The sequence below is a fragment of the Desulfosarcina cetonica JCM 12296 genome (assembly GCF_001311845.1).
In the GTDB taxonomy this organism is placed as follows: domain Bacteria; phylum Desulfobacterota; class Desulfobacteria; order Desulfobacterales; family Desulfosarcinaceae; genus Desulfosarcina; species Desulfosarcina cetonica.
The window spans coordinates 1-12305 of record NZ_BBCC01000181.1 but is presented as its reverse complement, the minus strand read 5'-3'; the positions used below and the strand labels follow the sequence as shown (position 1 = coordinate 12305).

At 55.7% G+C, this 12305-nt stretch carries 15 protein-coding genes; 5 read left to right on the top strand and 10 right to left on the bottom strand.

The genetic code is table 11. The features are described 5' to 3' along the window. Positions 1-372 precede the first annotated feature (372 nt). The 3 genes from JCM12296_RS45860 (at position 373) to JCM12296_RS27310 (ending at position 3578) form a co-directional block, all read left to right on the top strand. Complete coding sequence (locus JCM12296_RS45860) at positions 373-1599, top strand: DUF4388 domain-containing protein (RefSeq protein ID WP_054699767.1); 1227 nt, start codon at positions 373-375, stop codon at positions 1597-1599. Then, a complete protein-coding gene (locus JCM12296_RS48235) occupies positions 1512-2978 on the top strand; it encodes an Lcl C-terminal domain-containing protein (protein ID WP_306304140.1) in 1467 nt (488 codons plus the stop codon). Before JCM12296_RS45860 ends, JCM12296_RS48235 begins: the two co-directional genes overlap by 88 nt. 120 nt (positions 2979-3098) lie before the next feature. Further along, on the top strand, positions 3099-3578 hold the full coding sequence (locus tag JCM12296_RS27310) for a cytochrome c3 family protein (protein WP_083456570.1): 480 nt from the start codon (positions 3099-3101) through the stop codon (positions 3576-3578). Positions 3579-3886: 308 nt separating this feature from the next. On the opposite strand, the gene JCM12296_RS27305 is transcribed toward JCM12296_RS27310, so the two are convergent. The 4 genes from JCM12296_RS27305 to JCM12296_RS27290 all read right to left on the bottom strand — a co-directional run bounded on the left by JCM12296_RS27305 (position 3887) and on the right by JCM12296_RS27290 (position 7491). Further along, complete coding sequence (locus JCM12296_RS27305) at positions 3887-4573, bottom strand: DUF554 domain-containing protein (RefSeq protein ID WP_054699769.1); 687 nt, start codon at positions 4571-4573, stop codon at positions 3887-3889. 135 nt (positions 4574-4708) lie between these two features. Further along, complete coding sequence (locus JCM12296_RS27300; protein ID WP_246804953.1) at positions 4709-5332, bottom strand: TetR/AcrR family transcriptional regulator; 624 nt, start codon at positions 5330-5332, stop codon at positions 4709-4711. 342 nt (positions 5333-5674) lie between these two features. Further along, complete coding sequence (locus JCM12296_RS27295; protein ID WP_054699761.1) at positions 5675-6745, bottom strand: ribonuclease catalytic domain-containing protein; 1071 nt, start codon at positions 6743-6745, stop codon at positions 5675-5677. After that, on the bottom strand, positions 6712-7491 hold the full coding sequence (locus tag JCM12296_RS27290) for a hypothetical protein (protein WP_157067936.1): 780 nt from the start codon (positions 7489-7491) through the stop codon (positions 6712-6714). The genes JCM12296_RS27295 and JCM12296_RS27290 overlap by 34 nt, the downstream gene beginning before the upstream one ends. Before the next feature lie 27 nt (positions 7492-7518). Here JCM12296_RS27290 and JCM12296_RS48230 point away from each other — a divergent pair, with 27 nt between their 5' ends. After that, a complete protein-coding gene (locus JCM12296_RS48230) occupies positions 7519-7653 on the top strand; it encodes a hypothetical protein (RefSeq protein ID WP_281492171.1) in 135 nt (44 codons plus the stop codon). Between the two features lie 149 nt (positions 7654-7802). On the opposite strand, the gene JCM12296_RS27285 is transcribed toward JCM12296_RS48230, so the two are convergent. The 6 genes from JCM12296_RS27285 to JCM12296_RS27260 form a co-directional block, all read right to left on the bottom strand. Further along, on the bottom strand, positions 7803-8147 hold the full coding sequence (locus JCM12296_RS27285; RefSeq protein WP_459903645.1) for an HU family DNA-binding protein: 345 nt from the start codon (positions 8145-8147) through the stop codon (positions 7803-7805). Positions 8148-8458: 311 nt separating this feature from the next. Next, positions 8459-9286, bottom strand: a complete 828-nt coding sequence (locus tag JCM12296_RS27280) for a FapA family protein (protein WP_054699755.1) — start codon at positions 9284-9286, stop codon at positions 8459-8461. Next, positions 9271-9978: a FapA family protein gene (locus JCM12296_RS27275; protein WP_246804951.1), complete on the bottom strand. Its 708-nt coding sequence runs from the start codon at positions 9976-9978 to the stop codon at positions 9271-9273. The genes JCM12296_RS27280 and JCM12296_RS27275 overlap by 16 nt, the downstream gene beginning before the upstream one ends. A 17-nt stretch (positions 9979-9995) precedes the next feature. Further along, on the bottom strand, positions 9996-10325 hold the full coding sequence (locus JCM12296_RS39005) for a hypothetical protein (protein WP_054699751.1): 330 nt from the start codon (positions 10323-10325) through the stop codon (positions 9996-9998). 490 nt (positions 10326-10815) lie between these two features. Continuing rightward, on the bottom strand, positions 10816-11346 hold the full coding sequence (locus JCM12296_RS27265; protein ID WP_054699748.1) for a gamma carbonic anhydrase family protein: 531 nt from the start codon (positions 11344-11346) through the stop codon (positions 10816-10818). Positions 11347-11431: 85 nt separating this feature from the next. Then, positions 11432-11698 (bottom strand): hypothetical protein, encoded by a 267-nt coding sequence (locus tag JCM12296_RS27260; protein ID WP_177342740.1) that lies wholly within the window; start codon positions 11696-11698, stop codon positions 11432-11434. Between the two features lie 339 nt (positions 11699-12037). Here JCM12296_RS27260 and JCM12296_RS27250 point away from each other — a divergent pair. Further along, the coding region (locus JCM12296_RS27250; protein WP_157067935.1) for a hypothetical protein at positions 12038-12305 on the top strand (268 nt) is incomplete at its 3' end.

Below are 12305 nucleotides of genomic sequence, written 5' to 3'. Positions count from 1 at the left end.
GCGAACCAGGCGGCCGGCGTCGACCGTGGCGACCAGGCCGCAGGTATTGGGGCAGTCGCGGGTGCAGGTCGTGTATATGCGTTGGGTCGTCGTCATGTGAGAAAAACGCTAACGCAATTTTAAGGCCAATACCGGGCCAACGCGTGGAAACGGCCCAACGGCCTGTCTCGCGGATATCTGCCAAGCTGGCCCTCCCCTCCCAGACGCCACAAAAATGTACCTTTTATCGACAAAATCGGCACCCGCATTAACAAATCCGAACGTGTCGGGCGTCAAATCATTTTGGGGTTCAGGGGAGATAGAATAAGGACGATAATGATAGAATGATGACAACCTTAAAATGAAAAGACAACAAAGGACGCGATAACCCCCATGGGCTCACCGCTGATTGATGATTTTTTAACCGGTGACAGCAAGGCGATCCGCGATCTTGCCAACAACGAGGCAATCCTGGTCGGGTTTTTGACCCTGGTAAAAGAGATCGACGATATGCCGGATATGGAACCCCGTTTCTATGAGACGTCCCGGAGCCTGTATCAGGTGACCGCCCTGCGGACCTCGGATGAGACCCTGCTGGCCAGCCTGGGTGCCTTTTTTGGCAAGCCGCAAAAGGCTGCCGGTAAAAGCCTGCCCGTGGGCTTGCGTTTTGATCCGGTGGTGAAACACTTGGGCGGGGCGCGCAAGGATCAAACCCTTTTTTTCAAAAAACTGAAAACAGGAGCGTTTTACGGTGCCCTGTGGCCCTGGCAGATGGATCCGCAAAAGGTCGAGGTGCATCTCGGGTTTTTCTCGTCGAGTATCAGCGATGTGGATTATCAACGGCTGGAGGGGCTGCTAAAGAAAATGCTCAGCCGGCAAAAGATCGAGACGGTCTCCGGCGGCGTCGGCGGTGAGATTCATGGCATCAGCCTGCCCTCGTTTTTGCAGATGTCGGAAATGGAGGAGGCCACCTATACCCTGCGGGTCGCCAGCGGCAGCCGTGTGGGATACTTGTATATCGACGGCGGCCGTCTCATCGCGGCCCGGTACGACGAACTCACCGGCAATGAAGCGGCCTATCGAATCATCAGCTGGGATAAGGCGTCCATCCAGATCGAACCCGCCGAGCCCGAGCGGGTCCGGGAGATCCGCGAACCGCTGATGCACGTGATGATGGAGAGCCTGAAGATCAAGGATGAGCCGGCGAGGAGGAAACGCCGTCGGAGACCATTTTGGCAGAGCAACCTCCGGCGGGAGAGGCCTCCGGGCCCCGCGGGACTTCAGACCAAGGAGAATCGGCACCCTCTGTCGTGCCGCCCGAATCTTCGGCCCCGACACCCGTTGTCCCACCGCCGCCACCCCCCGTTGCTCCCGCACGGACGGACACAGCGGCGCCGCTTGAGCCTTTCGATAAGCCGGTGGACCACGCCGTCGGTAAACAAGGGCGGATGGGACGAAGGGCCAGGCTGTTGTTGTTCCTGGGCATCTTCGCCCTGCTGGTGGGGGCGGTCAGCGTTGGTGTCCCTTGGTTCATGCGGTATCAGGCCGACCGTCGCTATGATCAACTGGTGGCGGACTTGGCGGTATCCAAGGAGCTGGATGCCCAGATTGTCCGCATGATGCAATACCTCAAGGCCCATCCCGAAGATGTCCATCGGGACGCCTTGGAGACCCGGCTGGAAGCGGCCAGCCGCGAGATGGAGAAACGCGACTATGAAAAGACCGTGCTTGACGTCAGCCGGCTTTCCGTGGATGAGAAATATGAGAATAAGGCGCTCTCCCTATACACCGCTTTTCTGGCGAAATATCCCAACAGCCGTTACGCCAAACAAATCCAAGAGGCCATCGGTGGAATCCGTCAGCTTTTGGGATCGGCCTATTTCGAGGCGCTGAAGAAACGTCCGCCAGCCGATTTCATGGCGCGCTATGCCGCCTACCAGGCATACCTCGATCAATTCCCCGACAGCAATGAACGCCAGGCCATTGTCCGGATGATCGGTGAACTGGCCGATGCCTATGCCGATGCCATTGCCCATCAGGCGGCGTCCTGCGACGAAAAGGCGCATTGGCACAGCTGCATTGCCGAATGCGATCGGTTCCTTTCGGTGCTGGCCGACAAACCCGCGGCGGAAAGGGTCCGGCAGCTGCGCGCGACCCTGCTGGACAAACAGGAACTGACCGATCTGATCGCCGAGGCGTCCCGGGTGGCGGACGATTGGAACAAGGCACGCAATGTTTATCTCGATTATCTCAAAAAGCGACCCGACACGACCCAAAGGGCCGCCGTCGAGGCGCGTATCGCCGAATTTGACACCGAGGTCGAACGCAAGGCGCGGTGGGATAAAACAGCCGCCTTTGCCAATGATGCCAGACAGGATATCCATGCGCGGATTAAGCGCCTGGAGCGTTTTCTCGCCAGCCAGGATGTCGGACCCTATGCCGCCGCTGCCCGCGAACTCAGACAGCGGCTGGAGCCGGAACGGCAGCGCGTCCTGCAGGATCAGGAGTTGGCCAAAGCCCGGCAGCAGGCGTTGGCCCGCCAGCAGGCCGAAGCGGCCCGCCAGGAAAAGGCGCTGCAGCGGATTCGCCGATTGCGCGACCAGGCGGCTCGGCAATTGCGTCCGGTGGCCGGCCGCTTCAAGGACAATGGGGATGGCACGGTCTTCGATCGGAAGACAGGGCTCACCTGGTGCCTTTTGGATTCGAAAATGGAAACGGGCACCTGCATGAAGTATCGGACGGCCCAGGCGTATGTCGGCCGCCTGACCACCGGTGGACATTCGGATTGGCGGCTGCCCAATGCCGGTGAATTGGCGACGCTATACAAGAACACACCTTTTTTCCCTGGCAGCGGTTCCGCTTGGTACTGGACATCGGAATCCTTTGTTCGCGGCTATCATCGGGTGGTGGATGTGGTAACCACCACGCCGGAAACCGTTTTTACGCGGGTTTCAAAATCCGAGGAGAACTGCGGTGCGGTTCGTGCGGTCCGCCGTTGAACCGGTCCTGTGCACCAAGGGCATTTATGCATTGAAAAAAAATCCATTTAGGTTTATACCTGCTTCGATTTTCCATCGAGAGACAGCCCAGATTAGAAAAATTGAGGAGGGGGGAAGCGTATGCGTAGCCTATCGTATGTGGGGGTGGTGTTGCTCATCGGTGTTGTTGCTTGTGCCTCGTTTGGGACCGCGTTTGCTGGCGAAGAAGCGGAGATGTGTGTGCCCTTGGGAGAGATCACCTTGCAAGCACCGGACTCCGTGGAGACCAAACGAGCCCCGGTCGAGTTTCCGCATGGAAGCCATTTGACGCTTGCCTGCAACAATTGCCATCATACCTGGAACGGAACCGAGGCGATTGTCGGATGCATGACCAGTGGTTGCCATGATCTTTCGGCAATGCCGAAAAAGCCGGACTCCAATGCCGTGGATAAGACCCAGGTTTTCCGGTATTACAAAAGCGCCTTTCACGGGCAATGTATTGGATGCCACAAGAACATGACGCTCGAGATCCAGAAGATGGCCAATACCCTTGCCGGTATCGACGGCAAGCTGCCGACCACCGGTCCTACCGGATGCATTAAATGCCATCCCAAAGAGTAGCTTTAACCTACCGTCACTGCCGCGAATGAATGGCGGCTGCCGGTCCGTGTGTCGTCTCTGCCGATGGGGGTGTGGGGCCCAGGGGCGGCAAAGGGGAACGCACGGAACGTCGCGGTGGGTAGGATGGCTGAAGTGATGGTGATGGAGACCCACCCTGGGTTGGCAGCATGACCACCATTTTCGGATTCTAAACCCGATTCGGCTTCGAAGCCCCTGACCGGATGGTCGGGGGTTTTGTTTTTGGGGTTGTTTGTTCGCACCGAGGGCGTTCGCACCGAAGGCGGGGGAAGCGGCCGGCCGTCGTTGATTCAGAAGAGCTGGACAACCATGAAATGAACCAGGGGCAGGAAAATGGCCGGTAGCATGTTTCCGATCCGGATCCTGGCCAATTGCAGCATGTTGATACCGATCGCGGCAATCAGTAAGCCACCGACGCCGGACATTTGGGCAATCACGCTGGCGGTGAGAAATGGCTTGAGCAGTACCGCTCCCAGGGTAATCGTGCCCTGGTAGATCAGCACCGGCAATGCCGAAAAGATGACCCCGCTGCCCAAAGTCGCTGCGAAAACCACCGATGTGATGCCGTCTAAAAGGGATTTGGCAAACAGGGTCTCATGGTTGCCGGACAACCCGCTCTCCAGCGATCCCACGATGGCCATGGATCCCACACAAAAAACCAGGCTGGCCGTCACCCATCCTTTTGAAAAACCGCTTCCCGCCGACCGGCTGAACCGTTTTTCGGCCCAGGTGCCGATGTTTTCAAGGCGATCCTCGATGCCCAGGGCCTCGCCGATCAGGCTGCCCACCGCCATACAGATGATGACCTCAAGTAGATCGGCGGCTTTGAAGGCCGAACGCACACCGATAAGGATGACCGACAGGCTGATGGCCTGCATGACGGTTGTCTTGTAATTCTCACGGATCCCTTTTTTCAGCAGCAGGCCGAGGATGCCCCCGACCAGGATCGCCAATGCATTGACCAGTGTACCGATCATGGTGGTTTCAATCTGTCGCCCGGTAAAAAAAGTGAAGGAAAAAAACAGCCAAGCCGGCATAAAACCGGCTTGGCGGGTAAGTGGTGCTCATTTCTGATGGCGTGGCTGACGGCGGATAAGGATGCTCAGGGGGTTTTACGGATTCCCCGTTCGAATAGTTCGAAGGCCGTGGCCAGTGGATTTCAAATAATCCTTATCCGCACTGATGATTTTTTTGCTGGCTTCCCAGAGGACGACGCCGGAGAACATGGCCCAGAAAATATCGGCCAGGGCAACCGGATGGCGATCCACGTAGATGTCCTGGGCGATACCGTCTTCGAAGATCCTGGCGATGGCACCGATCGATTTCTGCGATAGCTGCTTGATTTCATCCAGCAGCGTTTCGGAGAGATTTTTCAGGGTTTCGCTGGATTGGAGGTGGAACATGTTGATGATGATCAACGGGTCGAAGTCATATACATCATACATGGCATCCATCAGCGCCTTGAGTTTCTGGTCCGGCGACAGATCGGATTCCTTATTGACATGCGAGACCCGAATGTGGAGGTACTGAAGAATGCGCAGTGACAGGGATGCGTAAAGCTCTTCCTTGTTTTTAAAATAAAGATAGAGCGTCCCCGGGCTGAGTTCGGCCTCCTTGGCGATATCCTCCATGGTGGCCTTGTTGAACCCTTTTTCTGAAAAGACCCGTTTTGCCGCCACGATGATCTGCTGGCGGCGTCGTTCTTTCTCTCTCTCCTTGCGTTCTTGAATTCCCATAATGCACTTGATCCCTGAATATTATTTATTTTGAAAATGTCTCTATAGTTAATAATTGACAGATGGTCAAGGAAAAATTCCCGGGTGGGTCAGGAAAAAATCCCGTGTATGCCGGCACGGAGCGGAGAAAGGATGTCTATGGGAAAACCGGCCCGGGAAAACGGAACGAAACGAACCAAATAAAGATAATCTTAGATCTATAACGCAAAAAGTCAACGTGTTAAAAGCTAATTCTGAAGAAAACACATCATTATCTGGGTTGTCGTAAATTTACAGCAAAGCAGACAAGGCTGACGCGATCGAGGAAACGGTGTGCGGCAAATGGGATCGCCCGGGGCCGGGCTATCCCAGAAAGACGGAAAGAATATTGTTGCGGGCATTGACATGCTGAATGGTGACCTGCACCAGATCCTCGGGTTTGAGATTGATCCCGGTGGATTGGGGCAGGTTACACTCGATCATGTAGGCCTTGAGCAAAATCGCGTAGGCGTTGCGCCGTTTTTGAAGAACGATGGCCTCTTCCTTCTCACCGATACGCCCCTCCAGATGCTTGAGCAGCCAGTACCGGTTTCTGCGAAATTGGATTCGGCCCACATCCGCCATGGGGCGGGCCAGTTGCTCGATGATGGTTTCGATTTCCTTGTGGGTATAGGGCTGTTCCAGGCCCAGTGCGGCTCTTAGCTGGCGCTGGGTGACCAGATCGAAATACTTACGGATGGGTGAACTGGCCGTGACATAGGCATCCAATCCCAGCCCGCAATGGTGTTCGGGGGTTGGACGGAGCACGAATCGATTGAGCAGCTTGCGCTGCATCCAGTTCTGGAATAATGTCCCGCTGCCGTTTTTAAGAATGCGACTTTTGGGTTTCGGCTGCGATCGGAAAATTGCCGGAATTTTGTTTTCCGCCAAAAAACGAGCGGACAACCAATTGGACAGAATCATCATTTCGGCAATCAGCATGCGTCCGGGACTTTCCCGGTTGACACGGTTGATCACGGGGGCGCCGTTTTCGTCTATCCAGACGTTGATCTCCGGGAGGATGATCTGAATGGCCCCCTGGCTCATGCGTTTTTCCCGGAAACGGGTGGCGATGTCGTGGAGCAGGGTGATCGCATTGCCCGCCTCGGTGCTCATGTTGGCTTCGAAGTAGCTGAGCTGATGATCAACACGAATGAGGGAGGGAAAGATATCATAGCTGATGATGTCGCCGTTGCGTTTGACTTTGACCATGGTGCTGATCGTCGGACGGACGTGGTCCTTTTTCAAACTCAATCGATTTTCAGCAAGCACGGGTGGTGCCATGGAAATCCGGTTGTCGGGCATGTAGATGGAACTGCCACGTGACCGTGCTTCCTGATCGAGAAGATCGTCTTTTCTGATCAGCTGCGCCACGTCGGAGATGTGAATGCCCACGAGAAAATGATCATCGCGATTTCGATGCTCAGGGCATCATCGAAATCCAGGGTGGATTGACCGTCGATGGTCAGGGTCGACAGATGCGTCAGGTCGGTTCGTCCATCATGCCATGCACCGTCGGTGGGCTTTGCGGCAGCGGTGTCCGCCCGTTTTTGGGTTTCCGGTGAAAAAAACACGGGAATGCGGTAGCGCAAAAGATCCACGTTTTCGTCCGTGCACCATTCGCCAACGGCAACGAGGTGATTGAAGATTTCTTCGCTCGTGTTCAGGCCGGCTTGCTTGATGATCTCCCGGGCGCTTTCACAATGGGGGCTCTCTTTATCAAACAGGAAGTAGGACTTTAATATGTCCACGATCACCTGATGCTCGGCTGGCCGGTCGACCTTTGTCCCCGAGCGAACGGATTGGATCCAGGCGGCCCCGGCTTCGATGAGACGCTGTTGCTTGGCCGCCTCCTGTTCCTGGGCGATAATGGCGTCCATTTCGGCCTGGGTATGGGGCCGGAAACGATCTGGTTTGAACCTGAAGTGGTGGCGGCTTTGAAACATCGCTCGAATAACGGCGGATTCATGGTCATCATCCGTCGCATGGGGAAAGCAGAGGCCGGTCATCGTGGGAAGGTCAATCCAGTCGGCTTCCGGAGCAAGAACATCCCAAAGCTCGGCAACATCGATGGTTTCGGCGATGGCGTTGCGACTATCGGCAATGGCTTTCAGCTGTTCCACCAGGCGGTTGCGGTCCATTTCCGGGTCCAACCGTCGGATTGAGCGATGACACAACCTTTGGGACGCTATTTTGACTTCCCGACGGTTTTCGGTAAGAAGGCGCAGGCGTTGGTTGCCCGACGCCATCACGACAGCGCAGATAATTTTCTGGGCGTCAATATATTCTACGATTTCACCTGATTCCATAAGTTAACAGTATTATCAACCCCCATGACGAAAGTCAACGCATGGCATTGTCGGGAACGCATCCGTTGCCATTCAACGCAAGACAGACAAAAAAAGGCAGGGCCGTGGAGCCCTACCTTCTTAAAAGCGAAACGATAACGGAGCTAGTTCACGGCATCTTTGAGTGCTTTTGCGGGAACGAACTTGGGAACATTGCGGGCATCAATTTTGATTTCGGCGCCTGTCTGGGGATTTCGGCCCGTACGCGCTTCACGCTTGGCGGTCTTGAAGCTGCCAAAACCAGCGATTTGGACGGCATCGCTTTTTTGCAGGGCATCGACGATGGTGCTGAAAACGCAATCGACCACTTCCTGAGCCTGTTTCTTGGTAGAAACCAGTTTTGCCACTTCGTTGACCAAGTCACCTTTATTCATTGTTGATTCTCCTCCATTAAATGTATTCGCATAAGGCCGATTAAGGTGGCCACCTATAACTGCAATTAACTTCACCGTCAAGAGAATATCCAGTTTTGGCGAGCCTGATGGGGTTTGCTAGAGTGCCAACTGATCGATGATAGGGTACCTCGCGCACCGAGGTCAAGCAACGTATTGGAAAATGTGTTGCAGCGGCTGTTGAAGTCAATTTTCAATCAAGGTCGGCGGGGGCGGATTGTGCTGAGAAGACAACCTGTTGGGCGGTTAATCAGGCGATTTCACAGGGGCCTGGTTTCGGTGACGGGGGAGAACAGGCGCATTCCAAAGGTCCTTGTGCCGGTTGTCCACATGACAATGGCCCCCGGAGCGGGGGCGGTGTAGCGGATCTATTTAAAAGGGTTCAATTCAAAGCGCCAGCGCTTGGCCCCCTCATGGTCGGGCTTATCGGTTTCAATGATCGACACTCGCTTGAAATCCTCCAGCAGGGTCAATTTCGCATGCGGACCTTTCATCCGGGTGCCCGCATAGATGGTTCCGGCAGCCTTGACAACAGGTAAGCCAAGGCTGTCCTTTTGGGCTTCGTTAACTTCGTTCAGAGAACGGTTCAGGTCCTCGATGGCCAAGCGGTTCGCGGCGGTTGTCTGCTCGATTTCGCTAATCTCGTGTCTTACGCGATCGTCCTCTTCCATCAACCGAGCGACTTCGTCGTCACAAGCGGCCTGCTTGGCCTTCAACTCCGCCAGCGCCTTTTTTAGCTTCTGCTGGGTTTCGCTGCTTTGCTTCACGCCGTTGGTTTGCGCCTTTTCTTCCAGGCGTCGATGCTGGACCATGAATCCATCCTGCTCCTGAGCGACCTTTCCAAGCTGCGTATTGATTTCATCGGAACGCCCGGTCAGCCCTTCGATCTTTTCCTTAAGGCGCTCCTGCTCAGCCTTGATGTCCTGGATTTGGGATTTGATGGCATTGGCCTCCCGTTCCAATTGCCGGTCAATGCCCACAACCAGGTCGCTGGACTTGGACGCCTCCGTGCCAATATCCATGGCCGTGATGCCCATTTTGGCCGAGATGGTGGACGCGATAATGGTGCCATCGATGATCAGGCAGCGCCCATTGGCTTCGATGGAAGATTCGATGATTTCCCGCTCGACGGCGATATCACCGGTCAGGATGGCATCCACCCCCTTCACATGTCCGGCTTTCAGGTTGCGTTGCAACGGATGGTGGCGCCGAAAATACCGTTGGCGGCGGATACATCGCCGTCAACGTCAATGCTGGCCTCTTGAATTTCAGCGGCCCGCAGGCTGCCCGCCTTTACCCGGTAGTCTTTGTTGATGGTGCCGTCGACTTCGACGTGTCCGTCAAATTCGACATGGCCGGTCTCCAGACCGATGTCTCCCTGGATGTGCAAGGTGGGCAGGACTGCCAGCTCACCCGCCGGGGAAAGTTTGGGCATACCCGATAGACTGGCGTGGACCATCATGCCATCCTCCGAGCGGCGGGCGCCTTTTCCGCATTTGAAACGATATTCGCTTGCTTTTGGGATGGGTATTTTTTTGCCAAAGATGTCCATGCCTTCCTTGCCTTTGGGACCTGGCGTCTTCTTGGCCAGCAGTGCCCCCTCTTTGACTTGGGGAAGCTGCCCACGATTTTTCCAGTCCATCAGGCCATCCTCGGTCAATGTGCCGATTTTCAGGGGATCCGTGTTGAAGAAATACTCAATTTCCGGAGGGGCGTCGGGGATGGGTTTGTTGCCGGATGCGATGGTCCAATCCTTAACGTCGCCTTTCTCGCCGGTCAGGAAGGAGGCGATTTGGTCGTCTGCTGCGATACCGTGCAGAATTCCCAAGTTATGCAGCATGATTTTAATATCGTTGACCGAAGCGGTGGTGACGGGGGGATCGACCATCAGGAAGGCAGCGGCGGTTAATTTGTCCTTGGCAACCACAATCTTGATCGGAGAGGGTTGCTTTTTGGTGCTCTTTCCGGCAGCGGAACCGGTTGACAGCGGATCGCGCCCGGACATTCGTCGCTTACACCGTCGATCTCCTGCTGCATCTGAAGGATCTCGTCCCGCTGGGCCGCGGTAATGATGCTCATTTCCACGAGAATTTCACCGATGGGCATGCTCACTTTGGCTTTTTCGAGAATGCGTGCTTGAACCACCAATGCCCGCTCGATGCCGGCTGGGTCGATGATATTCATTTCAACGGCAATGGCGCCGAAACGGTTGTCTTTTGTATTGCTACCCATCATGGCAGGTAATTCCATTAGTTCAAATCTGGTTTTCAGGATGCTGCAGGACGGTGGCCAACTCCTGGCCGTAAAGCACAACTGGGGATAGAATCGGATTATCAGAATAAAACTTTAGCTGCTGGCGGGTTGGAAAATGGAAAAAACGGCGGGCAGCACGCAATATGGCATGAATGCCATAACATATGGGGAAAATATTTTATATGGCATGGGGGACCTTGGCCGGACAAGGTCCCGGTTATTTTTATACGGTTGAAATAATGGACGATCAAACCCTATTGGATGTTTACAAGGGGTGGCATGCAACTTGCTTAAATGCCCCCGTGTGAAGCGGCCGTGGATGCTGGGTGGTGCTGCCCCGATGGTGTTGTTGGCATTTGTTGAACCTGTGAGTTCGAGTGGTTTTTGAGATGGTGCTGCATGCCGCTTCACGCTTCCTCATGTTTTCATCCACGATGGATCGATGATCCGTTTGCATTCATTCAAAGCGTGGTCAATGACGCGAGATGGGAATCATGCCCACTTCGCGGTACTTTGCCGCCAAATCCACATAAAGCTGCTTGCCATAGGTCCACATGGCCTCATCCCGCGCATTGACCGGGCGTACAACCCTGGCCGGGTTGCCGGCCGCGACAACATTATCGGGGATGATTTGGTTGGATTTAACCACGCTGCCCTCGGCGACGATGCTGCCCTTACCGACTTCGCTGTACAAGCTGGCCACCGCCCCCATGCCGATCACGACCCAATCACCGATGGCCCGTGCGTGCAGGATGGCGCCATGACCCATGGTCACGCGCCTTCCGATGGTTTGAATGTCGTCGGGCGGCGCGTGGATGATCACGCCTTCCTCCACCGCTGTTTCGTCGCCGATGACAATACGGCCATAGTCCCCGCGCAGGATGGCACCATGACCGATGTAACAGCGCTCACCGATGATCACATCACCGATCACATGGGCCAGCTCGCTGACATAGGTGGTTTCTCCCACTTGCGGTTGCCGACCGTCGAATTGATACAGCATTTGATTCTCCTTCATTGAATATCATCGAGAACGGGTTTGCCTTTCGCTGGATGCCCTGGAATTCACGTTGAACGGCACTTCCGGTTCATGACGGGGTATCGGATTCCGGTAAGGCCGGCCTGACCTTAAAAACCCGTTCCCTGCGGATCAGCACGCTTCCCGGCTTGGCGCCTCTGGGTTTGCTCACGTTGCCCGCCAGGGTGCCGGAAACGGCCACCACCCCGCCACCCCGGGCCTTGCTGTGATAAGCGGCAATGGCGGCGGCCCGATTCAGCGTTTCACGATCGGGGGGATGGTTTTTTCGACGACCAATACCACATGGCTGCCGGGCATGCCGCGCACATGGAACCACCAGTCGTTGGGGCGGGCAACGTGCAGGCTGAGACGATCATTGTCGGCATCGGTCTTGCCGGCCAGGACCCGGAAACCACCGGGGAGGGTGTATTCCCAGACCCGGGGAGCCGGTGGCGCGTATGCATGCGAGGCTTATCCGTCAAAACAGACTCCTTGCCATCAGGTGGCGGATCAATGGAACGGTTTTTCTCCTATGTCATTATGCGCCGAATTTCAAAGCTTTTTCGCGTGAATTGACAGGCGCGGACCCGGTGGGTACAGTAAACAGACGCGCATCGTGTTCGGATCATGACGTTCATCGACAGGAAGGAGTGGGAAAACCATGCGGAGGCCGTTTTTGTATTGCCTGCTGAGTATCGTGCTGCTGCTATGGACAGGCGCTGCGGCAGCCGATATCCTCATTCTCAAGTCGGGTGAGATGTTTGAAACCCGAAAGGCCTGGGAGGAGGGCGGGGTTGTGCATTATTTCCAGAACAACCGGGAGGTGCGTGTGGATGCCAGCCAGGTGGAGCGCTTGATCCACGCCCCCTTGCCGGGGAAACCGGCAACGCCGCAAGCGCCTGAGCCCCCGGCCACCACGCCATCTTCCCCGTTTTCCCCGCCGG